21 protein-coding genes are annotated in these 23299 nt (G+C 68.3%); 10 read left to right on the top strand and 11 right to left on the bottom strand.

The genetic code is table 11. The features are described 5' to 3' along the window. Positions 1–3: 3 nt before the first annotated feature. On the bottom strand, positions 4–348 hold the full coding sequence (gene grxD, locus DOM66_RS16760; RefSeq protein ID WP_110676822.1) for a Grx4 family monothiol glutaredoxin: 345 nt from the start codon (positions 346–348) through the stop codon (positions 4–6). A 582-nt stretch (positions 349–930) separates the two neighbouring features. Here grxD and argF point away from each other — a divergent pair. After that, complete coding sequence (gene argF / locus DOM66_RS16765) at positions 931–1848, top strand: ornithine carbamoyltransferase (protein ID WP_110676824.1); 918 nt, start codon at positions 931–933, stop codon at positions 1846–1848. Between the two features lie 127 nt (positions 1849–1975). Here argF and DOM66_RS16770 read toward each other — a convergent pair whose 3' ends face one another. The 3 genes from DOM66_RS16770 to DOM66_RS16780 form a co-directional block, all read right to left on the bottom strand. Continuing rightward, positions 1976–2626: a VTT domain-containing protein gene (locus DOM66_RS16770; protein WP_157959085.1), complete on the bottom strand. Its 651-nt coding sequence runs from the start codon at positions 2624–2626 to the stop codon at positions 1976–1978. Positions 2627–2746: 120 nt separating this feature from the next. Beyond that, entirely contained in the window at positions 2747–4243 is a 1497-nt protein-coding gene (gene trpE, locus DOM66_RS16775; RefSeq protein ID WP_110676958.1) for an anthranilate synthase component I, read from the bottom strand. A gap of 220 nt (positions 4244–4463) precedes the next feature. Next, on the bottom strand, positions 4464–5129 hold the full coding sequence (locus tag DOM66_RS16780) for a phosphoglycolate phosphatase (protein ID WP_110676960.1): 666 nt from the start codon (positions 5127–5129) through the stop codon (positions 4464–4466). Between the two features lie 286 nt (positions 5130–5415). On the opposite strand from DOM66_RS16780, the gene DOM66_RS16785 reads away from it, so the two are divergent. Beyond that, on the top strand, positions 5416–6714 hold the full coding sequence (locus tag DOM66_RS16785) for an NAD(P)/FAD-dependent oxidoreductase (protein WP_110676828.1): 1299 nt from the start codon (positions 5416–5418) through the stop codon (positions 6712–6714). Positions 6715–6735: 21 nt separating this feature from the next. On the opposite strand, the gene DOM66_RS16790 is transcribed toward DOM66_RS16785, so the two are convergent. From DOM66_RS16790 to DOM66_RS16795, 3 genes are read right to left on the bottom strand one after another with little or no spacing between them, the layout of a single operon-like run. Then, positions 6736–9087: an ATP-dependent DNA helicase gene (locus DOM66_RS16790; protein ID WP_110690943.1), complete on the bottom strand. Its 2352-nt coding sequence runs from the start codon at positions 9085–9087 to the stop codon at positions 6736–6738. After that, the gene (locus DOM66_RS20045) at positions 9084–9536 is read right to left on the bottom strand and encodes a VRR-NUC domain-containing protein (RefSeq protein ID WP_342588215.1); all 453 of its coding nucleotides are present in this window, start codon (positions 9534–9536) and stop codon (positions 9084–9086) included. Before DOM66_RS20045 ends, DOM66_RS16790 begins: the two co-directional genes overlap by 4 nt. 39 nt (positions 9537–9575) lie before the next feature. Then, on the bottom strand, positions 9576–10820 hold the full coding sequence (locus DOM66_RS16795; protein WP_342588212.1) for a PDDEXK family nuclease: 1245 nt from the start codon (positions 10818–10820) through the stop codon (positions 9576–9578). Positions 10821–11063: 243 nt separating this feature from the next. Here DOM66_RS16795 and DOM66_RS16800 point away from each other — a divergent pair, with 243 nt between their 5' ends. Continuing rightward, entirely contained in the window at positions 11064–12707 is a 1644-nt protein-coding gene (locus DOM66_RS16800) for a dihydroxyacetone kinase subunit DhaK (RefSeq protein ID WP_110690944.1), read from the top strand. A 177-nt stretch (positions 12708–12884) separates the two neighbouring features. On the opposite strand, the gene DOM66_RS16805 is transcribed toward DOM66_RS16800, so the two are convergent. Genes DOM66_RS16805 through rpe form a run of 3 tightly spaced genes read right to left on the bottom strand, consistent with a single transcriptional unit; the run spans position 12885 to position 14700 of the window. Further along, complete coding sequence (locus tag DOM66_RS16805) at positions 12885–13631, bottom strand: ParA family protein (RefSeq protein ID WP_110690945.1); 747 nt, start codon at positions 13629–13631, stop codon at positions 12885–12887. A gap of 36 nt (positions 13632–13667) precedes the next feature. Beyond that, positions 13668–14006: a GIY-YIG nuclease family protein gene (locus tag DOM66_RS16810; RefSeq protein WP_342588213.1), complete on the bottom strand. Its 339-nt coding sequence runs from the start codon at positions 14004–14006 to the stop codon at positions 13668–13670. Positions 14007–14010: 4 nt separating this feature from the next. Beyond that, positions 14011–14700, bottom strand: a complete 690-nt coding sequence (rpe, locus tag DOM66_RS16815) for a ribulose-phosphate 3-epimerase (protein ID WP_110676840.1) — start codon at positions 14698–14700, stop codon at positions 14011–14013. Positions 14701–14956: 256 nt separating this feature from the next. On the opposite strand from rpe, the gene ggt reads away from it, so the two are divergent. From ggt to DOM66_RS16850, 7 genes are all read left to right on the top strand, one after another. Next, positions 14957–16699, top strand: a complete 1743-nt coding sequence (gene ggt, locus DOM66_RS16820; RefSeq protein ID WP_110676842.1) for a gamma-glutamyltransferase — start codon at positions 14957–14959, stop codon at positions 16697–16699. A gap of 35 nt (positions 16700–16734) precedes the next feature. Beyond that, the gene (locus DOM66_RS16825; protein WP_110676844.1) at positions 16735–17889 is read left to right on the top strand and encodes an MFS transporter; all 1155 of its coding nucleotides are present in this window, start codon (positions 16735–16737) and stop codon (positions 17887–17889) included. Between the two features lie 170 nt (positions 17890–18059). Further along, positions 18060–19085 carry a thiosulfate ABC transporter substrate-binding protein CysP gene (gene cysP / locus DOM66_RS16830; RefSeq protein WP_110676846.1) on the top strand — a complete coding sequence of 342 codons (1026 nt, stop codon included), beginning with the start codon at positions 18060–18062 and terminating at the stop codon, positions 19083–19085. Then, complete coding sequence (cysT, locus tag DOM66_RS16835; RefSeq protein WP_110690947.1) at positions 19082–19936, top strand: sulfate/thiosulfate ABC transporter permease CysT; 855 nt, start codon at positions 19082–19084, stop codon at positions 19934–19936. Before cysP ends, cysT begins: the two co-directional genes overlap by 4 nt. Next, entirely contained in the window at positions 19936–20763 is an 828-nt protein-coding gene (cysW, locus tag DOM66_RS16840) for a sulfate ABC transporter permease subunit CysW (RefSeq protein WP_110676850.1), read from the top strand. The genes cysT and cysW overlap by 1 nt, the downstream gene beginning before the upstream one ends. Next, positions 20760–21842, top strand: a complete 1083-nt coding sequence (locus DOM66_RS16845) for a sulfate/molybdate ABC transporter ATP-binding protein (RefSeq protein WP_110676852.1) — start codon at positions 20760–20762, stop codon at positions 21840–21842. The genes cysW and DOM66_RS16845 overlap by 4 nt, the downstream gene beginning before the upstream one ends. A 69-nt stretch (positions 21843–21911) precedes the next feature. Continuing rightward, positions 21912–22505 carry a YajG family lipoprotein gene (locus DOM66_RS16850; protein WP_110676854.1) on the top strand — a complete coding sequence of 198 codons (594 nt, stop codon included), beginning with the start codon at positions 21912–21914 and terminating at the stop codon, positions 22503–22505. Between the two features lie 136 nt (positions 22506–22641). On the opposite strand, the gene DOM66_RS16855 is transcribed toward DOM66_RS16850, so the two are convergent. After that, positions 22642–23277, bottom strand: a complete 636-nt coding sequence (locus DOM66_RS16855) for a class I SAM-dependent methyltransferase (protein WP_110676856.1) — start codon at positions 23275–23277, stop codon at positions 22642–22644. Positions 23278–23299 lie beyond the last annotated feature (22 nt).

A 23299-nucleotide genomic window follows, 5' to 3' on the forward strand; every position in this document is an offset into this window, starting at 1 on the left:
TCCTCAGCTGTCGCTGGAAGCTTCCGCCGACTTCGCCGCCGCTTCCTTCACCATCGGCTCGAGCTCACCGCTCTGGTACATCTCGACGATGATGTCGCAGCCGCCGACCAGCTCGCCGTCGATCCACAGCTGCGGGAAGGTCGGCCAGCTGGCGTACTTGGGCAGCTCGGCACGGATGTCCGGGTTGTCCAGGATGTTGACGAAGGCGAAACGCTCGCCGCAGGCCATCAGCGCCTGCACCGCCTGGGCGGAGAAGCCGCACTGCGGCAGCTGCGGGGTGCCTTTCATATAGAGCAGAATCGCGTTGTCGCCGATCTGCTGCTTGATGGTGTCGAGGGTATCGCTCATGGGACGTCCTTTGACGGGACGAGCGCGAACACGGCGCCCGTCGCGTGGCTACAGATGAAGTTTGACCGTGAGGCTCATTCTACTGATGACGTGGCGCGAAAACACCCCTGCCCCGGCGATCGCCGCCCCACGCCTGCTCGGCGCCGCCACCGCGGGCCATTGCGCGGCTGCGGGGGGCTGGTTAGGATGAAGGATCTCGCACGAACCGGCAGGCAGCTCCGCCGGTGACGGCGCCGTTCAGCGAACCGTTCCGACGGCTTTTCGCTCACGGCGCTTTTTTTCTTTGCAGGGCTCTCCCCCCGCGGCCGCTACCGCGCGATGCTGGGTCTGCTCTGCAGCGAACCGGCCGCCGCCACCCGGCGACCGGCATTCGAGTTTGCCGCGCGGCGCGAGGGGCGCTGCCGCAGAATTAGTGAAACGCTGGATAAATCGCCGAACAGGATGAAGGGCAAGGCGCCCGGAACGCAGAAAGCGAGACATAACATGAGGTTAGGCGAGCTTTCTAGTACCGCGTAACGCAGCCATTCGCTTGTGCAGGCATTTATGCAGTGATTCCTTGGCCAAAACGAACGGGAACTGCCCATGAGCGCACGCCACTTTCTGACCCTGCTGGATCTCTCCCGCGACGAGCTCGCCTATCTGATTCAGCGCGCGATCAAGATCAAGAACACACTGAAGACCCAAGGGCCGACCTATACGCCCTTCAGCAATCGTACCCTGGCGATGATCTTCGAGAAGTCCTCGACCCGTACCCGGGTCTCGTTCGAGACCGCGATGGCCCAGTTCGGCGGGCACGCGCTGTTCCTGTCACCGCGCGATACCCAGCTCGGCCGCGGCGAGCCGATCGGCGATACCGCAAGGGTGCTTTCGGAGATGGTCGATGCGGTGATGATTCGCACCTTCTCCCACGATGGTCTCGAGACGTTTGCCGCCAGCAGCACGGTGCCGGTGATCAACGCCCTCACCGACGACTACCATCCGTGCCAGCTGCTCGCCGATGTCATGACCTGGACCGAGTGCCGAGGCCCGGTCAAGGGCAAGACCGCGGTGTGGATCGGCGACGGCAACAACATGTGCCACTCCTGGATCAACGCCGCCCGTCAGTTCGACTTCCAGCTGCGCATCTGCTGTCCGCAGGGCTATGAGCCGCGCCAGGACATCCTCGACGCCGCTGGTGATAACGCGCTGATCGTGCGCGACCCCGCCACGGCCGTACGCGGTGCCGACCTGGTGACCACCGACGTGTGGGCCTCGATGGGCCAGGAGGAGGAGCAGGCCAAGCGCGAGCGCGATTTCGACGGCTTCCAGGTCACCGAAGCGCTGCTCGACCAGGCCGCCGCCGACGCCATCTTCCTGCACTGCCTGCCCGCGCATCGCGGCGAAGAGATCAGCACTACCCTGCTCGACGACCCGCGCGCGGTGGTGTGGCAGGAAGCCGGCAACCGCCTGCACGCGCAGAAGGCACTGATCGAGTTCCTGCTGCTGGGCCAGGTCGACTGAACCAGGCCGACTAAACCAGGCCGACTGAGCCAACACGCCCCACATCACCGCCGGCCCCAACGCCGGCGGTGATGCCGGCTCCACAGCGAGCCGGGCCTTCAACGTTTCTTCGCCGTCTCTCTGCCATCTATTCGCCCTGCGCCGCCCGCCGTGTCAGGCGACGTCGACGTGCCTGACGCCAGGCCAGCAGCGACACCGCAATCAGCGCGAGCGCCGCCAGCGCCCCCAGGGCCTGCCCCAGATCCCCGCTCAGGGCGGACTCTCCCAGGACCACAAAGGCCACCCCGTAAGGGCCTGTGGTCAGCAGCGCCACCGTGAGATAGATCGAGCGCGGCACACCGGCCACACCGAGGGCGTAGTGCTTGATGAACATCGGCACGCCCGGCACCAGCTTGATCAGGAAGGTGACCCGCCAAGCGCTGCGGCGATCTACATCGAGCTCCGCCAGCGCGGGAAAGCGCCGCTGGAGCAGCTGACGTAGACGCGGGCGCAGGCGGCTGTGCGCGATGGCGTAGCAGAGCAGCAGATTGCACAGCGTCGCCAGCGCGGCCACGGCGAGGCCGCCGGCCACGCCGAAGCGCAGCCCGGCGACAATGAAGAAGGGGGTCATCGGCACGCCCAGCGCCGGCAGCACGATCATGGCAAGGGTGAACGGCAGCAGCTGCAGCTCCTCGAGCCAGCCGTGGGGCACGCCGCCGTGCGCCGCGAACAGCACGCACAGGGCGACGCCGAGCCCCGCCGCCAGGGCCACCCGCCACCAGCGCCAGGCAAGTTTCATGGCGCGCTGCCGCGCGGCGGCGACAGCGGATCGGGGATCATCGGGGAGAGCGGAATCGGCATGTGTCATGCCTCCCGATGGAAAGCGACAAGCATGACACGCAGATGACAGCCGATGGCATCACTCGAGGTTGTCGAGCCCCTTCTCCGCCATCGCCACGGCGCGGAACAGCGCGCGGCGCTTGTTGAGCGTCTCCTGCCACTCGTCGTCGGGGTCGGAGTCGGCGACGATGCCGCCACCCGCCTGCACGTGCAGCTCGCCATCCTTGAGCACGGCGGTACGGATGGCGATCGCCATGTCCATGTTGCCGTGCCAGGAGAGATAGCCCACCGCGCCGGAGTAGATGCCGCGCTTGACCGGTTCGAGCTCGTCGATCACCTCCAGCGCGCGGATCTTGGGCGCCCCGGAGAGCGTGCCCGCAGGGAAGGTGGCACGCAGCACGTCCATCGCCGACATGCCGCCACGCAGCTTGCCGGTGACGTTGGAGACGATGTGCATGACGTGGGAGTAGCGCTCGATCGCCATGCGATCGGTCACCTCCACCGTCCCGGTCTGACTGATGCGACCGATGTCGTTGCGCCCCAGATCGATCAGCATCAGATGCTCGGCGATCTCCTTGGGATCGGCCAGCAGCTCCTCCTCCAGCGCCTTGTCCTGGGCCGGCGTGGCGCCGCGCGGGCGGGTACCGGCGATCGGCCGCACCGTGACCTCGTCGCCCTCCAGCCGGGTCAGTATCTCCGGCGAGGCGCCGATCACGTGATGATCGCCCAGATGGAGGAAGAACATGTAGGGCGACGGGTTGAGGCTACGCAGCGCGCGGTAGAGATCCAGCGGCGGCGCCTGATAGGGGATCGACATGCGCTGGGAGGGCACGCACTGCATCAGATCGCCGGCCAGCACGTACTCCTTGATACGTGCCACCGCCTCCTTGTAGCCCTGCTCGCTGAAACTGGCGTGGAAGTCGTGCTCGGCCACGTCGTTGCGCCCGGTGCCCGGGCTCAGGGTGTTGAAGGTCGCACTACGCAGCTTGAGCTCGAGCGCTTCGAGCCGTTCCCAGGCCGAGGCCAGCGCATCGGCCTCCTCGGGGTCGGCGTGGGTCCACAGCTGCAGCCGGCCGGAGAGGTTATCGAACACCACCAGCTCGTCGCACACCATCAGCAGGATGTCCGGCACCCCGATCGGGTCGGGCTTCTCGGCGGCGCGCTCGCTGCGCAGACGCGGCTCGATGTAGCGAATGGTGTCATAGCCGAAGTAGCCCACCAGACCGCCGTCGAAGCGCGGCTGATCATCCAGGTGCGGCACCTTGAAGCGCGCCTGGAACTGCTCGATCCAGGCCAGCGGATCGGCCACCTCGGCGACCCCATGCTGCTCGCCGTCGACCAGGTGGCGCACGGTGAAGCCGCGCACCTCGACGCGCTCGCGGCTGGGCAGGCCGATGATCGAATAACGCCCCCACTTCTCCCCGCCCTGCACCGATTCGAGCAGGAAGGTCCAGGGGGCATCGGCCAGCTTGAGATAGGTCGACAGCGGCGTGTCCAGATCGGCGAGCACGTCGCGGGTCACGGGAATACGGTTGTAGCCGGCTTGCGCCAGCTCGGCAAAACGCTCGGGGGTCATCGTCATGAGACCGGGCTCCAACAGGGGAAATCAGCGACAGGCAGATACGGCAATCGGGCTGACAGTCACCATCGCCAACGCTTGACGTGGCGCATCAGGGCGCTGGAACACACGGGGCGTCGGCTATCCGGTTGCATGCGGGGCTCGGTCCAGAGAAAAGGGCGTGAAAATGGTGGCTAGCGGCCGGCGCCAAAGCGGGCGCGGGGCCGGTCGAAAAACCCTAAACGAGTTCCTGAAGCGATTCAACTAGACCGTCGGGGGCGCTCGCCGCCACCGGCTCGCCGTGATTGTAGCCGTAGGGCACCGCCAGGGTACGAAAGCCGGCACGCTTGCCCGCTTCGATATCGTGGCGCGAGTCCCCCACCATCAGGCAGTGATGCGGCGCGATCTCGAAGTGCGCGGCCAGATGCAGCAGCGGCGCCGGGTGCGGCTTCTTCTCGGGCAGCGAGTCGCCGCCCAGGGTCAGGCGGAAGTAGTCGCGCAGCGCCAGCGCCTCGAGGATCGGGTCGATGAAAGCCGCCGGCTTGTTGGTGACCAGCGCCAGCACCAGGCCGCGCGCGTCGAGCGCGTCGAGGGCCTCGCGGACCCCGGGGAACACCCGGGTACGCGCACAGGGGGCGGCACGGTAGTGCGCCAGGAAGCGCGCATGGGCGCGCGACAGCGTCGCCTCGTCGGCAGCGCTGCCGCCCGCGTCCGCGAGCGCCCGGGCCACCAGCAGGTGCGAACCATTGCCGACCCAGTCGCGCACCTTGGCCTCGCCCGCGGGCGGCCACGTCAGGTCGCCCAGCATGGCGTCCACCGCCGCGGCGAGATCGGGAACGGAGTCGATCAGGGTGCCGTCGAGATCGAAGGCGATGAGGCGGATGTCGTCGAGCAGGGGCAGCATCGTGTGCAGTCTCCAGAGGCGGCGCCGCAGCACCATTCGCGGGTGCCAAGCGGCAGCGATGGGCGTATCCTACCGGCTATACTTTCGTCGAGTCGACCGGCCTTTTCGTGACTGTGATCCCTGCTGTAGCCCTCCGCGTCATCTCATCTGCCACGGATCGCGTCATTCCACTTCATCCCGCGCTCGCTCACCGTATCGGCCGCGGCCGCCGGGCAGCGACGTCACTCGACGCCAGCGCAGACACTTTCCCCTTCGTTTTCATCGCTTCCGCAAGGAGTCTTCTGCCATGACCACACCGCGTATCGTGGTGGTCGGTGGAGGTGCCGGCGGCCTCGAGCTCGCGACCCGCCTGGGCCGCAAGCTGGGCAAACGCCAGCGCGCCGACATCGTGCTCGTCGACCGCAACCCCACCCACATCTGGAAACCGCTGCTGCACGAGGTCGCCACCGGCACCCTCGACTCGGGTCTCGACGAGGTCTCCTATCAGGGCCACTCGAAGCACAACGGCTACCGCTTTCAGCGCGGCACCCTGAGCGGCATCGACCGCGACGCCCGCACCATCACCCTGGAACCGATACACGACGCCGACGACGTCGTGGTGCTGCCGGCACGCCAGATCGCCTACGACTACCTGGTCCTATCGGTGGGCAGCGTCTCCAACGACTTCGGCACCCCCGGCGTGGCCAAGCACTGTCACTTCATCGACAGCCCGCAGCAGGCGGAGGAGTTCCGCCGCAACATGCTCAACACCTTCCTGCGCTACAGCGATCCGGAACGGCGCACCCACCCCAAGCTGACCGTCGGTCTGGTCGGCGCGGGGGCCACCGGGGTGGAGCTCGCGGCGGAGCTGTTCGGCGCTTCGAAGATGCTGCACAGCTACGGCTTCACCGCCCTCGACAGCGGCAAGCTCGAGGTGCACCTGATCGAGGCCGCCCCGCGTGTGCTGCCGGCGCTGCCCGAACGCATCAGCCGCGCGGTGCACGGCGAGCTCGAGCGCCTGGGGGTCAAGATCCATGTCGATACCCGGGTCACCGAAGCCAACGAGCACGGTTTCATCACCGCCGATGGCGAACCGCTGATGACCGACCTGAGCGTATGGGCGGCAGGTATCCGCGCCCCGGCCTTCCTCTCCGAGCTGGGCCTCGCCACCGAGCGCAATCATCAGCTCAAGGTGCACCAGACGCTGCAGAGTCTCGACGACGAACGCATCTTCGCCTTCGGCGACTGCGCCGCCTGCCCCCAGGACGACGACAAGCGGGTGCCGCCACGGGCCCAGGCGGCTCATCAGCAGGCGACCCACTGCTACCACAACCTGCGCGCGGCGATGGCCGGCAAGCCGCTCAAGCCGTTCGTCTACCATGACCGCGGCTCGCTGATCTCGCTGGCACACTTCGAGGCGGTCGGCAGCCTGATGCGCGGCACCTCGGCGCGCAGCCTGTTCATCGAGGGCCGGCTGGCGAAGCTGTTCTACGCCTCGCTCTATCGCATGCACCAGATGGCGATCCACGGCCTGTTCAAGACCGGCATGACGGTGGTCGTGGACGGGCTCAACCGTTACCTGCGCCCCAAGATGAAACTGCACTGAGAGGGGGTGCCCCGCGCTCGCTCAGTCGAGCCGGGGCTCGGGCCACCAGGCCGGCAGCAGCGCCCGCGCCCGCGGTTGGGCGAAACGGTCGTCGAGCAGTTCGATGACGCCGCGGTCGCTGGCGGTGCGGATCACTCGCCCGGCGGCCTGAATCACCTTCTGCATGCCAGGATAGAAGTAGGTGTAGTCGTAGCCGCTGCCGAGCAGTGCCTGCAGGCGTTCGCGCATCTGCTCGTTGACCGGGTTGACCTGGGGCAACCCCAGTGTCGCGACGAAGGCACCGATCAGCCGCTCGCCGGGCAGATCGATGCCCTCGCCGAAGATCCCCCCCAGCACGGCAAAGCCCACCCCTGCCCCACCACTCTCGAAACGCGCCAGAAAGCTGGTCCGGGCGGCGTCATCCATCCGCGCTGCCTGGCGCCACTGCGGCACCTCGGGGTGACGCTGGGCCAAACGATCGGCGACCTGCTCCAGATAGGCGAAGCTCGAGAAGAAGGCGAGATAGTTGCCGCGGCGCTGATGGAAACCCGCGGCGATGCGCGCCACCAGAGGTTCGAGCGAGGCCTCGCGATGGGCGTAGCGGGTCGACAGCCGGGTGGCGATGCGCACCTCGAGCTGGCCGGCGGCAAAGGGCGAGCCCAGCGCCAGCCAGGGTGCTGCGTCGGGCACCCCGAGCAGATCGCGGAAGTAGCCCTGGGGCGAGAGCGTGGCGGAGAACAGGGTACCGCCATGGGCGGCGGCGAAGCGCGCGGCCAGAAACGGCGCCGGCACCACGTTGCGCAGGGTCAGCATCGCCCCGGCCCGGCGCTGGCGTCCGCGCGGCGGCTGCCGGGTCAGGTCGCACAGGGAGTGGTTGCCGAACGTCTCGGCCACCCGGCACAGATGCTGCGCCTCGAAGGAGAAGCGCTGCAGCTCGCCGTCCAGCGCGATCGGCTGCTCGCTCTGATACTCGACGATCCGTGATACCGCGTGCTGCAGCGCGGCGATCAACTTGCCCGGCAGACGCTCGAGCACGCGGTAGTCGCGAGTCGTCCCCGCCTCGTCCAGTTGCTCCGCCAGATCCTGCCAGGCCGTGGCGACCCGTGCCAGCGGGCGCTTGAGCGGCGCCGGCAGCTGCGGCATCAGGCGTCGAAAGGCGGCGTGATCGAGGGTCGCGGTATACATCCCGCGGCCGCGCTCGACCAGGTTGTGCGCCTCGTCCACCAGAATGCCCACCTGCCACTGCTGCTGCAGGGTCAGCGCGTAGAGCTGGGCGTGCAGATCGAAGTAGTAATTGACGTCGGCGACCACCACATCGGCCCAGCGCGACATCTCCTGCCCCAGGTAGTAGGGGCAGACCTGGTGTTCGAGGGCCACCGCGCGCAGGCCGGCGCGGTCTAGCCAACCGCGCGCGGCCGCATCGGTCCGCGCCGCCGGCAGGCGGTCGTAGAAGCCCGCAGCGAGCGGGCAGGCTTCGCCATGGCACGCCTTGCCGGGGTGCTCGCAGGCCTTCTCCCGCGAGGTCAGCGTGAGCACCCGCAGCGGCAGCGCCGGTGTCGCCTCCCCCGCAGAAGACCCTGCGGGAGCTGGCGCCTCGGCGCAGGCCGCTGACACCCCGGGCGGACGCGCACCGAGCTGTTCCAGGGCTTCCAGCGCCAGCTGCTGGCCGGTGTTGCGCGCGGTGAGAAAGAACACCCGGTCGAGCGGTTCGCCGGGCATCGCCTTGAGCATCGGGAACAGCGTCCCCAGCGTCTTGCCGATGCCGGTGGGCGCCTGCAGCAGCAGCCAGCGCCGGGTGTGGGTGGCCTTGTAGACCGCCTCCGCGAGTTCGCGCTGGCCGGCGCGGAAGTCGGCGAACGGGAAGTTCAGCGCCACCAGCGCGGCGTCGCGCCGGCGGCGATGGGCCAGCTCCTGCTGGGCCCAGGCCAGAAAGCGCTGACAGTGGGTCTCGAACACCTCGCGCAGCTCAGACGCGCTGCAGCGCTGGCTGAGCGGCGTCTCGCGCTGGCTGGCGATATCGAAATAGACCAGGGTCACGTCGAGCTGATCGAGCCCCCGCGCCAGGCACAGCAAGTGACCGTAGACCTGAGCCTGGGCCCAATGCAGGGCGCGCTGGTTGGCCGGCTGGCGCGCCAGATCGCCGCGGTGGGTCTTGATCTCCTCGAGCCGGTTGGCATCGGGATCGTAGCCATCGGCGAGTCCGCGCACCTCGAGATGCGCATAGTGCCCGGCGAGCGCCACCTCACGCTCGTAGCGCTCGCCGCGGCGCTCGCTCACCACCCGGTGGCCGGCGATGCCCTCCTGGGCCGAAGGCGATGGCGTGAAGCGCAGATCGAGATCCCCCGCCTTGGCCGAGAACTCGCACAGGGCGCGCACCGCGATACGGTAACTCACGCCGAGCGACCACCCGGAGCGCGCGCCAGCGGCACGCCGCCATCCTCTGCCGTCGCGTCCGGCCCGCTCGCCGCGGCGTCCAGGCTCTGCTCCTCCCAGCTGACATAGCAGACGCTGACCGGCATGGCGTGCTCGGCGCAGAAAGCGAGCCAGCGCTTCTGGTTGTCCTGCAGGCGGTCCCCGGGTCCCTTCACCTCGATCATGCGGTAGCGCGCCTCACCCGGCCAGAACTGGATCAGATCCGGCATGCCGGCGCGGTTGGCACGAATATCGCCCAGCAGACGCTCGAACCACAGCCGCAGATGGCGCGCAGGAAGACACGTCAGTGCCAGCTCCAGCGTGGTTTCGTCGAGCGCCCCCCAGGCCACGAAAGGCGACTGTATGCCGTGCTTGGCGTGAAAGCGCTGACGCACGATGTCGCGATAGTCATCACGCGCCAGCGTCGCCAGGCAGGCCGCGAACTGCGCCTGGCGCCGGGTGTGGAAGTCCTAGTCGAAGAGGTCGGCGGGGCCGCTGTGGAACGGGTGGAAGAAGGCCCCCGGCAGCGGCGCGAAGATCGCCTCCCAGCAGAGCAGGCCGAAGAGCGCATTGATCAGGGTGTTCTCGACATAGATCACCGGCGCATCGTCGCGGCTCAGATGCGCCGCCACCGCGCCCTCGACCCAGCCGCTACGCGACAGCGTCAGTGTGATGCGCTCGGGCTCGGCCGGCACTGCGGTGTCGCGCCGCGGCAACCCCAGCTTGCGCCGCAGACGCGGTACGATGCGCCCCAGCGCCTGGGCCTCGGCGGCACTCACCGGCGCGGCCTCGGCACGCTGGGCCAGTTGCCAGGCATCGTCGAAGCGTGCCAGGCGTTCGAGCACCCGAACCCGGCGTAGACGCGCTTCCGGCGCGGCACTGTCGTGGTAGAGCGCCAGCGCCTGCTGCAGCTCGCCGTGGCGCTCACAGCGATAGGCGAGCTTGTAGAGCAGCCGGCCACGGCGCCGCTCCAGCCAGGGGTTGTCGAAGGGCTCACGCGGGATCGCGGCGAGCAGGTCAGCCAGCGGCTCGTCGGCGTCGAAGCGCTCGCGGCAGCGATGCAGATGGTGGTAAGCCTCAAGTTCACCGCGCCGCGAGAAGGCCCGTGACGATGCCGCCAGGGGAACGGACTCGAAGCGGTAGACGCCCAGATCCGCGAGCACGAACTCCGACCACTGCTGACGCAGGTTACCGAAGAACATCAGCCGGAAGCGCTCGCCGATGGCATCGACGGTCAACCGGTAGTGGGTATCGTCGAGGCTCGGCAACCATGCCGGCAACGCTCGCGGCGCCGGCGACTCGGCCGCCAGCGCCTCGCGCCAGGCCGTCTTGCCCGTGCTGCGCGAAAGCCCCAGCTCGGCCAGCCACGGCGCCAGGTCGGCGGCAAGCTCGCTTTTGGTCGTCAAGGCGAAGAGTGCCGGCAGCGCCAGCTCGGCATCGGTCTCGACCCAGCCGGCAGCGATCAGCGGCGCCGCCGCCGTTTCCGTGTCACCGATCTCGGCATAGCACAGCCGGCTGGCGCGGAAGTCGACGCCCTTGCGCATCACCATGCGCACCAACAGCGCCCGGGAGGGCCGCGGCAGCGCCTCGAAGGCGGCGATGAAGTCACGCTCCTCGACCGACAACAGGTCGGCGTAACGCGACCCGAGCCAGTCGAGCACGGTGTGGAAATTGGCCAGGTAGTAGAACGGGTCGTCGAGCGTGGGCAACGCCATAGGGGAGTATCGCATGGAGAGTGGCGAGTGAACTGGCTAAGCATACAGGTTCCGGCCTCGCCATCGAAGTCGCCTCGGCGCCATCCGGTTCGGCGGCGAGCGCTCGAAGCGCATGCCTATCTGGGCTAACCTCGGGGTCTGAGCGGGCCGACGCAATACCGCCATACCGGGTGGCGACGCCCTGCTCCTCTTCGTTCTCCACCTCGGCCATCGTCCCCGGGCCTGCCACTGCAGGAGTCCATCATGCAGCATTTCTACAACGCCGCCGACACCCTGATCGATGACGTCCTCGCCGGCGTCAGTGCGCTGACGGACGTGCGTATCGCCGAACCCAGCCAGCATCTGCGCATTCTGGTCCGCGCCGACTGGGATCGCGAGCACCACGGGCGTGACCAGGTCGCCCTGCTCTCCGGCGGTGGTGGCGGCCACGAGCCGGCCCACGCCGGCTTCATCGGCGAGGGCATGCTGACCGGCGCGGTGGTCGGTGGGCTGTTCGCCTCGCCCAGCGTCGATGCGGTACTCGCCGCGATTCGCGAAGTGTGCGGCGCGGCCGGCTGTCTGCTGATCGTCAAGAACTACACCGGCGACCGGCTCAATTTCGGCCTCGCCGCCGAGCAGGCGCGCCAGGAGGGCCTGGCGGTGTCGATGGTGATCGTCGGCGACGATATCGCCCTGCCCGATGCGCCCCAGCCCCGCGGCATCGCCGGCACCCTGATCGTGCACAAGCTGGCCGGCTGGCTGGCAACACAGCAGACCCCGCTGGAGACCTTGAGCGAACGCGTCGACGCCGCCCTGCCGCGGATCGCCTCGCTGGGGCTGGCGCTCTCCCACGCCGCTCGCCCGGGCGAAGCGAAGGCGCCCTGCGCCCCGGAGCTGGGCCTGGGCATTCACAACGAGAGCGGCGTGCGAAGAGTCGAGCCGGAGAGTGCCAGCGAGGCGGTGGAGACCCTGCTGGCGCCGCTCACCGAGACTCTCTCCGCGCGCGGTTACGCACCACCCTACGTGGCCCTGCTCAACAATCTGGGCGGCGCCGCCGAACAGGAGATGCAGGTGCTCGCCGCCAGCCTGTTGGTCAATCGCCGCGGGCTGGCGCTCTCTGGCGTGATCGGGCCGGCAGCGATGATGACGTCGCTCGATATGCAGGGCTTCTCGATCACGCTAGTGGCGGCCGACGACGATCTGGTCAGCGCGCTCGCCGCCCCGACCACCGCGCCCGCCTGGCCGGGGCTGAACACCCCTTGCGCGCCGGCCCGCTTCACGCCCCAGGTCAGTGAGACAACTGTGCCCGAGCATGTCGAGCGCGACGCCGCGGTGGAGACACGCCTGCATGCGGCAATCGAGATTCTGCGCGACTCACGCCAGGCGCTCGACGACCTGGATGCCCGCAGCGGCGATGGCGATGCCGGCACCAGCCTGGCCAGCGGCGCCGAGGCCGTCGCCAGACGGCTAGACGCCGGCCAGCTCGAAAGCGCCCGGCCGGGCGCGCTGTTCGGCGCCATCGGCGCCTGCCTCGCCCGTGACATGGGCGGCTCCAGCGGCGTGCTGCTGTCGATCCTGTTCACCGCAGCGGGGGCCGAGCTGGCCGAGAACGACGATCTCGCCGCGGCACTGGCGGTGGGCATCGAGCGCATGCAGCGCTACGGCGGTGCGGCACAGGGCGACCGCACCCTGCTCGATGCGCTGATACCGGCGGTGGAGACGCTGCGCGAGGGTGGCGATCTGGCGCTGGCGGCCGAGCGCGCGCGGGAAGGTGCCGATGCCACCGCGACGATGGCCCGTGCTGGCGCCGGGCGCTCCGCCTATCTGCCGGAGAGCGCCCTGCAGGGGGTGACAGATCCCGGTGCCGAGGCGGTGGCGCGGGTACTGGGCGCGCTGGCCGAAGCCTGAACGCGCGGGCTGTCTACGGTGCCCGATGCCGCACCCTGTCTATCTATGGCGCCCGATGTCGCGCCCTGTCTATCTATGGCGCCCGGTGCCGCGCCCTGGCTATCTATGGCGCCCGGTGCCGCACCCCGTCTATGGCGCCCGATACCGCGCCCTGTCTATGCCACCCATCGCTGCGCCTCAGGCGTCGAGATCGGCCTTGAGCTCGCGCCACAGCTGGCGGTACGCCAGGGTCGCGCGGCTGCGCGGTGCCAGGTCGGCCAGCGGCCGACACTCGAGGCTCATGCGTTCGACATCGCTGGCATAGGGAATCCAGCTGCGCATGGGCCGGCCGAGTGCCGCCGGGGGTGAATCGATCCAGTCGCGGTGCAGGGTGCGCCGCCGGTCGACCAGATTGAAGAAGGGCGAGAGCCGCTCGCGCTGACGCTTCTTGAGATCGAGATGATCGAGCATGCGCGAGAAGGCCTGCACCGAGAGCGGGCTGGGGATGGTCGGTACCAGGATACGGTCGGCGGCGCGGATCAGCTGCTCCGCCAGTGTCGAGAGCCCCGGCGGGCAGTCGAGGATCATCAGCCCGTACTCTTCGCCGAACGGTTCGATCAGCCGCTTGAGGTGCTTGTCACCATCGGCGCTGGCGTCGAGCAGGCGATCCAGCTCGCGCAGGCGGATATCCGCCGGCAGCAGGTCGAAGCGCTCCCAAGGGGTGTGCTGCACCTGCTCGCCGAGCGGTGACTTGCCGGCGAGCAGCTTGGAGACCTTCTTGCTCAGCCCGCTCTCGCCGCCCAGTACCCAGGTCGAGGCGCCCTGGGCGTCGAGATCCCACAGCAGCACCGGCACCCGATCGCGATTGGCTTCCCGGGCCAGATTGACCGCCGCCGAGGTCTTGCCCACTCCGCCCTTCAAGTTGTGCAGCGCCACGACCTTCATGCTCTCGACCACCCAACATTAACATATCGTTACAGTTTAGGGGCTTGGGCTCTCTGGCGTGATGACAATTCGATGACAATCGTTGTCACGCTGCGCCAGCCAGTGCCGCTTCTGTGCCGCGCCAAGACGCTTGATCGCCGCCTCCCGCTTGAGCGCCTCGCTCTGGCTACCCACTCGCTCGACGTGACGCAGCGTCAGTGGCCCGCGCCCACGCAGCGCACGTGCCCCCTTGCCTCGACTGTGCTCGGCGAAGCGCCGCGCGACGTCGGTGGTAATGCCGGTATAGAGCGCGCCGGCGGCGGTCTCGATCAGATAGAGATACCAGGGGCGGTCGGCGCCCCCCGCCTCGCGGCCGCACTCGCTCACTGCCGCCACGCCCTCAATCCAGGCTCGCGAGGGCGCTGCGCATCTCGCCGAGCACGCCATCGTAGCGATTCGGGTCGTCGAGGCTGCGCGCCTTGAAGATCGACGAGCCGGAGACGAAGGTATCCGCGCCGGCGCGGGCGATCTCGGCGATGTTCTGCGGCGAGACACCGCCATCGATCTCCAGCCGGATCGGCAGCCCGCTGGCATCGATCCGGCGCCGCGCCGCCTGGAGCTTGTCGAGCGCGGCGGGAATGAACGACTGGCCGCCGAAGCCGGGGTTGACGCTCATCAAAAGGATCATGTCGAGCTTGTCCATCACGTAGTCGAGATAGGAGAGCGGCGTAGCCGGATTGAACACCAGCCCGGCCTTGCAGCCACGGCTCTTGATCAACTGCAGCGAGCGGTCGATATGCTCCGAGGCTTCCGGGTGGAAGGTGACATAGCTGGCCCCGGCGTCGATGAAATCACCGATCAGTTGATCCACCGGCTTGACCATCAGATGGCAGTCGATCGGCGCGGTGACCCCGTGCTTGCGCAGCGCCTCGCAGACCATGGGTCCCATGGTCAGGTTGGGCACGTAGTGGTTGTCCATCACGTCGAAATGGATCATGTCGGCGCCGGAGGCCAGGACATCATCCACTTCCTGTCCCAGGCAGGCGAAGTTGGCGGAAAGAATCGAGGGAGCAATCTTGAAATCACGCATGTGACGCAGAGTCCTGACAGTGAAGGGCGTGGCATGGGCCTCGGTATGCCTGCATTCTAGCAGCCCTCGGCGACGCTGCGGTTAGCCGATCGTGCGCTCACGGGCTATGCTCGGCCAGACACCGCGGCGGATGGGCCATCCGCCGGCGCTGACGGTCTTGCTGCCTCTATCTGGATCCCGACCTCCAGAGCCCTACCCGATCGGCAGCCAGACCCAGACCACAATCAAAAACAGCATCAGGATCAGGAGCCCTCCCATGTCCTCACGCGTTCGCACGACCGTCCGGCGCTGGCTATCGATCAGCCTCTCCACACTCTATCTGGGCGCCGCCCCGCTGGCGCTGGCTGATTCGGCGATTCTCGAGGGCGAGCGTTTTCATCCGCAGGTGGGTGAACACGGCATGGTCGCGACCAGCCACTACCTGGCCTCGCAGATCGCCCACGACGTTCTCGCCAAGGGCGGCAATGCGGTGGACGCCGCGGTCACCGCGGGCTTCGCGCTGGCGGTGACCCAGCCGCGCTCGGGCAATATCGGCGGCGGCGGCTTCATGTTGATCTCCGACGAGCAGCGCGACGAGGTGATCGCCATCGACTACCGCGAGAAGGCGCCCGCGGCGGCCTACGCGACGATGTTCCAGAACGACCAGGGCGAGGCGGTGCCGCAGCTGTCGCGTTTTACCCACAACGCCTCGGGCGTGCCCGGCACGGTGGCCGGCCTGGCCCTGGCGCTGGACAAGTACGGCACGCTTAGCCTGGCGGAGGCGCTGGCGCCGGCGATCACCCTGGCCGAGGAGGGCTTCAGCGTGCCGCCGCGCTTCGCCGAAGGGCTCGAGCAGGCCCAGGATCGACTCAAGCAGTGGGACTCCACGCGCAAGGTCTTCTACAAACCCGACGGCTCCAACTATCGCGCCGGCGAGCGCTTCCGCCAGCCCGATCTCGCCGCCACGCTCAAGCGCATCGCCGCCAAGGGCCCGCGCGAGTTCTACGAGGGCGAGACGGCGCGTCTGATCAGCGCCGAGATGCAGCGCCACGGCGGCCTGATGACCGCTCAGGATCTGGCCGACTACCAGCCCAGGATTCGCCAGCCCGTACACGGCAACTATCGCGGCTACGATGTCTACGCCATGAGCCCGCCCTCCTCCGGCGGCGCGCATATCGTGCAGATGCTGAATATCCTCGAGGGCTACGACATTCAAGCCATGGGGTTCAACTCGGCGCGCACCATTCATCTGATGGCCGAGGCCATGCAGCGCGCCTACGCCGATCGCGCCAAATATCTGGGCGACCCCGATTTCGTCGACGTGCCGCTGGCCGGGCTGACCTCGCCGGCCTACGCCGCCAAACTGCGCGCCGAGATCCCCCTCGACCACGCCACCCCGAGCACCGAGATCGCCGCCGGCAACCCGCTGCCCTACGAGTCCAACGAGACCACGCACTTCTCGATCGCCGACGACAACGGCCTGGCGGTCTCCAACACCTATACCATCAACTTCAGCTACGGCTCGGGCATTGTGGTCGACGGCGCCGGCTTTCTGCTCAACAACGAGATGGATGACTTCTCGGCCAAGCCGGGTGCCCCCAACGCCTACGGTCTGATCGGCGGCGAGGCCAACAAGGTCGAGCCGCGTAAACGCATGCTGTCGTCGATGACCCCGACCATCGTCAAGAAGGATGGCAAGAACTTCCTGATCACCGGCAGCCCCGGGGGCTCGCGCATCATCACCACGACCCTGCAGGTGGTGATGAACGTGATCGACCACGGCATGAACATCCAGAGCGCGGTGAGCGCGCCGCGTATCCACCACCAGTGGCTGCCCGACGAGATTCGCATCGAGGATGGCATCAGCCCCGACACCCAAGCCCTGCTCGAGGCGATGGGCCACACGCTCAGCCAGCAGGCGGCGATGGGCGCGGCCCAGTCGATCCTGATCGAACCCGACGGCACCTTCACCGGCGGCGCCGATCCGCGCCGTTCGACCTCCTCTGCCATGGGGCTTTGAGTGCAGGCTCGCCGCGTCCCGGGTAGCCGGTGCTGATGTCACGCAGGCCGTGGCTGCCGATCGTGGTGATCGCGCTGGCCGAGTGGTTCGGCACCACGCTCTGGTTCACCCCCAACGCGGTGCTCGCCGAGCTGCGCCAGGCGTGGGCGCTGGATGCCGACGACCTGGCCTGGCTCACCGGCGCAGTACAGGTGGGCTTTCTGCTCGGCACCCTGGGGATCGGGCTCAGCGGGCTCGCCGATCGCCACGATGCCAGTCGGGTATTCGCCTTTTGCGGGGTGATCGGTGCCGCCAGCAATGCAGCGCTCGCCTATGCCGGCGGTCTGGGCCCGGCGGTGGCGCTGCGCCTGATCACCGGCATGGCGCTGGCCGGTATCTACCCGGTGGGGATGAAGCTGATGGTGGGCTGGGCCCCCACCCGAACCGGTGCGGCGCTGGCATGGCTGGTCGGCATGCTGGTGCTGGGCACCGCGATGCCGCACCTGCTGGCGGCCCTGGAGCTGCGCGGCGGCTGGCAGCTGACGCTCTGGCTGGCCTCGCTGCTGGCGCTGATCGGCGCCGCCGGCGTGGCCTGGCTGGGGGAAGCGCCCCGCTCTGACCCGCACCCATCGCGCCCGCGGCTAGGTGGGTTGGCGGCCTTTCGTCTCGCTGAGTTCCGCCGCGCCGCCTGCGCCTATTTCGGCCATATGTGGGAGCTCTACACGCTGTGGGCGCTGCTGCCGCTGCTACTCCGACATGCCCTGCCCGGGCTCTCCGCGACCGGCGTGGCACTCTCGAGCTTCACCCTGATCGCGGTAGGCGCCCCCGGTTGCTGGCTCGGCGGCTGGCTGAGCCAGCGCCATGGCAGCCTGGCGGTGGCGCGCTGGGGCCTGGCCGGCTCGGCGCTCTGCGCGGCGCTCTACGCCCTCACCGCCGGGATCCTGCCCACCGCGGCGCTGATCGCCCTGCTCGGTAGCTGGAGCCTGCTGGCAGTGATCGACTCGCCGCACTTCTCGGCGCTCTCGGCGCGCGCCTGCCCCGCCTCGCTGGTGGGCAGCGCGCTGACCCTGCAGAACGCCATTGGCTTCGCCATTTCGGCGCTATCGATCGGCCTGCTGCTGCCGTGGCTGCCCCTGCTCGGCCAGTCGCTGGCCTGGCTGCTGCTGCCCGGCCCCCTGCTCGGCCTCCTGGCACTGGGTCGCCCCCGCTGAGCGTCCTCGACGCCCGCTGCATCGCTTATAGAAGGCATGCGCATCGTTATACCCAAATGACATAGATAGTCATATTGTAATTCCATATGGGTTTATTTAGCCTGCTCCGCTAGCCACACACGATAAGAGCGCCGCGTGCGCCACAAGCCATCACCATTCAGGGAACCCACATGCTCCGACTCGCCTCGTCTCGCCGCTGGTTCGCCGCCTCCACCCTGGGTCTGGCCCTCGCTCTGGGCAGCATTGGCCCGGCACAGGCCGATCAGCCGCGCGAGCTGCTCAACGCCTCCTACGATATCGCCCGCGAGCTGTTCGCCGCGGTCAACCCCAAGTTCGTCGACTGGTGGCAGCAGCAGCACGACGAGCAGGTGAGCGTGAAACAGTCCCACGGCGGCTCCTCAACCCAGGCGCGCTCGATCATGCAGGGCCTGCGCGCCGACGTGGTGACCTTCAACCAGGTCACCGACGTCAACGTGCTCGCCGATGCCGGGCTGGTGGCCAAGGATTGGCAGGCGCAGTACCCCAACCACGCCTCGCCCTACTACTCGACCACCGCCTTCCTGGTACGCAAGGGCAACCCCAAGCAGATCGAGAACTGGGACGACCTGGCGCGCGACGACGTCGAGCTGGTGTTCCCCAACCCCAAGACCTCGGGCAACGGCCGCTACACCTACCTGGCCGCCTGGGCTTACGCCGATCAGGCCTTCGACGGCGACAAGGCCAAGATCGAAGCCTACATGAAGCGCTTCCTGGGTAACGTCGAGGTGTTCGACACCGGTGGCCGCGGCGCCACCACCACCTTCGTCGAGCGTGGCATCGGCGATGTGCTGATCACCTTCGAGTCCGAGGTCAACAATATCCGCAGCGAGTATGGCCAGGATGGCTACGAGGTGGTGGTGCCGCCGGTGAGCATCCTCGCCGAGTTCCCGGTGGCCGTAGTCGAGGAGTACGCCGAGCGCAACGGCAACCTGGATCTGGCCAAGGGCTACCTGGACTACCTCTACACCGAAGAGGCCCAGCGCCTGCTCGCCGGTTTCAACTACCGGGTCAACGACGAGGCGGTGGCAGCGGAGTTCAGCGACCGCTTCCCGCAGACCGAGCTTCTGCGCGTCGAAGACGTCTTCGGCAGCTGGCCCGAGGCGATGAAGACCCATTTCGCCAGCGGCGGCGAACTGGACCAGCTGCAGCGCCGATGATCGCCGCGACCCTGCGTCGGCGGGCCAGCCGCCGTGTCCTGCCGGGCTTCGGGCTATCGCTGGGCGTGACGCTGACGTTCGTCTCGCTGATCCTGCTGCTGCCCCTGACCAGCCTGGTGGGGCAGCTGTCGCAGCTGAGCCTGTCGCAGTACTGGTTTCTGATCAGCGACCCGCGCATCCTCGCCAGCTACCGGGTGACGCTGCTCGCCGCGGCCGTAGCGGCGCTGTTCAACGCTGCCTTCGGGCTGCTGATGGCCTGGGTGCTGGTACGCTACGAGTTCCCCGGCAAGCGCCTGGTGGATGCGCTGATGGATCTCCCCTTCGCACTGCCCACCGCGGTCGCCGGGGTCACCCTGGCAACGCTCTACTCGAGCCAGGGCTGGGTCGGGCGCTGGCTGGAGACGCTGGGCCTGCCGATCGCCTATACTTGGGTGGGCATCGCCCTGGCCATGGCCTTCACCAGCATCCCGTTCGTGGTGCGCACGGTGCAGCCGATCCTCGAGGATCTGCCGAGCGAGGTCGACGAGGCCGCGGTGACCCTGGGTGCCCGCGATGGCCACGCCTTCCGTCGGGTGATCCTGCCCCACCTCTGGCCGGCACTGGTCACCGGCACCGGGCTCGCCTTCGTGCGCTCGCTGGGCGAGTTCGGCGCGGTGATCTTCATCGCCGGCGGCAAGCCATTCGAAACCGAGATCACCTCGCTGATGATCTTCGTCAAGCTGCAGGAGTACGACTATGCCGGCGCCACCGCGGTGGCCTCGATCGTGCTGGCGACCTCGCTGGCGCTGCTGCTGGTGATCAATCTGTGGCAGGGGCGCTTCACTCGCCGCCTGCATGGAGGGGGAGCCTGATGATCCGTATCGGTGATGCCCCCGGCGTGCGCCGGCTGCTGATCGGCGTGGCGCTGGTGCTGACCGCGCTGTTCCTGCTGCTGCCGCTGGTGGCGATCTTTGCCCAGGCGCTGATGGGTGGCATCGATCTCTACTGGCAGAACCTGAGCGACCGCTACACCCTGGCGGCGATCGGACTGACCCTGCTGGTGACGCTGCTGACGGTGCCGATCAACCTGGTGTTCGGGATCTTCCTGGCATGGCTGGTGACCCGCTTCAACTTCCCCGGACGGCGCCTGCTGCAGACGCTGATCGACATCCCCTTCGCGGTCTCGCCGGTGGTCGCCGGGCTGGTCTATCTGCTGCTCTACGGTCGCAACGGCTGGCTCGGGGGCTGGCTCGACGGCTACGATATCCAGATCATGTTCGCCTGGCCGGGCATCGTGCTGGTGACGATCTTCGTCACCTGCCCCTTCGTCGCCCGCGAGCTGATCCCGTTGATGCAGGCCCAGGGCGCCCGCGAGGAGGAAGCCGCGGTGACCCTGGGCGCCTCCGGCTGGACGATCTTCCGCCGCGTCACGCTGCCCAAGATCCGTCACGCCCTGCTCTACGGCGTGATCCTCACCAATGCCCGTGCAGTGGGCGAGTTCGGCGCTGTCTCGGTGGTCGCCGGGGCGATCCGTGGACAGACCAACACCCTGCCGCTGCAGGTCGAACAGCTGTATCAGGACTATAATACCGTCGGTGCCTTCACCAGCGCTTCGCTGCTGGCCCTGCTGGCCCTGCTGACCCTGGCCGCCAAGGCGGCACTCGAATGGCGCGCCGCGCGCCGGGAGAGCCTCGCATGAGCATCCGTATCTCGCAGATCGACAAGACCTACGGCGCCACCCGCGCGCTGGAGCCGATCGACCTCGACATCCGCGATGGCGAGCTGATCGGTCTGCTAGGCCCCTCGGGTTCGGGCAAGACGACGCTGCTACGCATCGTCGCCGGTCTCGAGCAGGCTGATGGGGGCACGATCCACTTCGGCGAGCGCGAGGTCACCCAGGTGCACGTGCGCGAGCGCCGGATCGGCTTCGTCTTCCAGCACTACGCCCTGTTCCGCCACATGAGCGTGTTCGAGAACGTCGCCTTCGGCCTGCGCGCGCTGCCGCGGCGCCAGCGCCCTTCGAACAGCGATATCCGTACCCGCGTCATGCAGCTGCTGGAGATGGTGCGCCTGAGCGCTTTCGCCGAGCGCTTCCCGGCCCAGCTCTCCGGCGGCCAGCAGCAGCGCGTGGCGCTAGCCCGGGCCCTGGCGCTCAAGCCCGACGTGCTGCTGCTCGACGAGCCGTTCGGCGCGCTCGACGCCAAGGTGCGACAGGAGCTGCGCCGCTGGCTGCGCCACCTCCACGAGGAGCTCGGCTTCACCAGCCTGTTCGTCACCCACGACCAGGAGGAGGCGCTGGAGCTCTCCGACCGCGTGGTGGTGATGAGCAACGGCCGGGTCGAACAGATCGCCACCCCGGATACCCTCTACCGCGAGCCGGCCAACCGCTTCGTGTTCGAGTTCCTCGGCGAGGTCAACCGGCTGGAGGGCGACGTCGCCAACGGCCGCCTGACCTGCGGCAATGCCAGCGTCAGCGTGCCGGGGGTCGAGCCGGGCCGCCGTGAGCTGCTGCTGCGCCCCCACGAGGTGCATCTGGCCGAGCATGCGATCCCCGCGGCGCACCTGCCGATCACCGTGGCGGCGATCGTCCCGGTAGGGGCCGAAGTGCGCCTCGAACTCGAGGCCGACTGGCTCGAGGAGCCGTGGCTGGCCAGCGTCAGCCACGCCGAGTTCGAGCGCCTGGGCATCACCCGCGGGCGGCGGCTGTTCGCCCTGCCCAGCCGGCTGCACGGCTTCGATGCCGCCGGTGCGCAGAATGTCGCGCTGCCGGTCGGCTGAAGCGCTACGAGCGCCCGCGCAAGCCGTCTATACTGGGCGGGTCCTTCCCCGCAGATTCGAGAGGTAGTTATGCGTCAGTGGTTTGCGCTCAAGTGCGTGGCGATTCTTGGGGTGCTCGGCCTGCTCGCCGCCTGCGCCCAGAGCCCACAGATTCTCTCCGTACAGCCGAAGGTGAGCGGCGGCTTTCCGCACACCGGCAGCGGCCAGACGGTGACCCTGAACGTGGTCGACGGGCGTGACGACAACGTCATCGGCACCCGCTCCGGCACCGCCTCGGCCACCTCGACCATCACCGTCGAAGCCCACGATGTGATCCCCAAGCTGCAGGCACAGGCCGAGAACGCGCTGCGTAGCATGGGCTTCAATCCCACCACCCAGGAGAGCGGCGGCCCCTCGCTGACCCTGACCCTGTCGGAACTCGACTACGCCCGCGGCAGCGCCGACGAGCCGCTGCTCGGCGCCTCCCAGCTGCAGGCGATCATCACCGCCAAGGTGGAGAACGGCAGCAACACCTATACCGGCCGCTATACCGCCAAGCGCAAGCAGAGCTACGCCTTCAAGCCCGATTGGGACACCAACAACCGTATGGTCAGCGAGCTGCTCAGCAGCGCCCTGGACCGCACCTTCCGCGACCAGCAGCTGGCCAACCTGCTGGCGCGCTGAACGCCCTGCATCGTGAACGCCCTACATTGGGCACGCGCAAACATTGGGCACCCGCAAACGACGACGCCCGCAGCCGGAAGGCCGCGGGCGTTGTCGTTTGCAGCATGATCGGCAGGGTCGTCGGGGGAGCCATCCCTCAGCCGCAGGGCCCACGTCGCATCAGATGCCATACCGTCTCGCAGGCCCCCTTGGCGTCCGGCTCACCCGGGCCAGCCAGTCGCTGCAGCGCGAAGTTAGGACCCAGCAGGCGCTCGACCTCTTCGGCGTCGACGCTGTAGGGCGGCCCCCGCTCGCCATTGGCATGGGTCAGGGTGACCAGCAGCCCCTGGGTGCCCGGCAGGAATAGCTGAGCCAGATGGTGGGCGTAGCGCTGCCGCGAGGCACGCGGCAGCGCGATCAATGCGGCGCGGTCGTAGAAAGCCGCGAGTTCGGCCGCCTGCTCGACGTGAAAGCGGAAGAAGTCACCGCACCACAGCTCGATCCGCCCCTGACGCACGCAGGAGAAACCGGCCTGGGCGTAGCGCAGCGCCGGCAGCGCCCCCTCGCCGATGAACTGATCCACCGCCAGCGGCGATAGTTCCACCCCCAGCACCGGATACGCCTGCGCCGCCAGCCAGCGCATGTCGTGGCTCTTGCCACACAGCGGCACCAGCACCTTGGCGCCGGCGGCCAGCCCCAACCGCGGCCAGTGGTCTACCAGGGCAGCGTGAGGGGCATCACGATGAAACCCGATACGCCCCTCGCGCCAGCGTCTCAGCCAATCGATCTGCATCCGCCCTCGCCCTCTCTCTTCA

Origin of the sequence: Salinicola endophyticus (assembly GCF_003206575.1) — a bacterium.
GTDB classification, from domain to species: Bacteria; Pseudomonadota; Gammaproteobacteria; order Pseudomonadales; family Halomonadaceae; genus Salinicola; species Salinicola endophyticus.

Coding starts and splice junctions, on each gene's coding strand:
- grxD (WP_110676822.1), bottom strand. CDS start 348: ATGAGCGATACCCTCGACACCATCAAGCAGCAGATCGGCGACAACGCG.
- argF (WP_110676824.1), top strand. CDS start 931: ATGAGCGCACGCCACTTTCTGACCCTGCTGGATCTCTCCCGCGACGAG.
- DOM66_RS16770 (WP_157959085.1), bottom strand. CDS start 2,626: ATGAAACTTGCCTGGCGCTGGTGGCGGGTGGCCCTGGCGGCGGGGCTC.
- trpE (WP_110676958.1), bottom strand. CDS start 4,243: ATGACCCCCGAGCGTTTTGCCGAGCTGGCGCAAGCCGGCTACAACCGT.
- DOM66_RS16780 (WP_110676960.1), bottom strand. CDS start 5,129: ATGCTGCCCCTGCTCGACGACATCCGCCTCATCGCCTTCGATCTCGAC.
- DOM66_RS16785 (WP_110676828.1), top strand. CDS start 5,416: ATGACCACACCGCGTATCGTGGTGGTCGGTGGAGGTGCCGGCGGCCTC.
- DOM66_RS16795 (WP_342588212.1), bottom strand. CDS start 10,820: ATGGCGTTGCCCACGCTCGACGACCCGTTCTACTACCTGGCCAATTTC.
- DOM66_RS16800 (WP_110690944.1), top strand. CDS start 11,064: ATGCAGCATTTCTACAACGCCGCCGACACCCTGATCGATGACGTCCTC.
- DOM66_RS16805 (WP_110690945.1), bottom strand. CDS start 13,631: ATGAAGGTCGTGGCGCTGCACAACTTGAAGGGCGGAGTGGGCAAGACC.
- rpe (WP_110676840.1), bottom strand. CDS start 14,700: ATGCGTGATTTCAAGATTGCTCCCTCGATTCTTTCCGCCAACTTCGCC.
- ggt (WP_110676842.1), top strand. CDS start 14,957: ATGTCCTCACGCGTTCGCACGACCGTCCGGCGCTGGCTATCGATCAGC.
- DOM66_RS16825 (WP_110676844.1), top strand. CDS start 16,735: ATGTCACGCAGGCCGTGGCTGCCGATCGTGGTGATCGCGCTGGCCGAG.
- cysP (WP_110676846.1), top strand. CDS start 18,060: ATGCTCCGACTCGCCTCGTCTCGCCGCTGGTTCGCCGCCTCCACCCTG.
- cysT (WP_110690947.1), top strand. CDS start 19,082: ATGATCGCCGCGACCCTGCGTCGGCGGGCCAGCCGCCGTGTCCTGCCG.
- cysW (WP_110676850.1), top strand. CDS start 19,936: ATGATCCGTATCGGTGATGCCCCCGGCGTGCGCCGGCTGCTGATCGGC.
- DOM66_RS16845 (WP_110676852.1), top strand. CDS start 20,760: ATGAGCATCCGTATCTCGCAGATCGACAAGACCTACGGCGCCACCCGC.
- DOM66_RS16850 (WP_110676854.1), top strand. CDS start 21,912: ATGCGTCAGTGGTTTGCGCTCAAGTGCGTGGCGATTCTTGGGGTGCTC.
- DOM66_RS16855 (WP_110676856.1), bottom strand. CDS start 23,277: ATGCAGATCGATTGGCTGAGACGCTGGCGCGAGGGGCGTATCGGGTTT.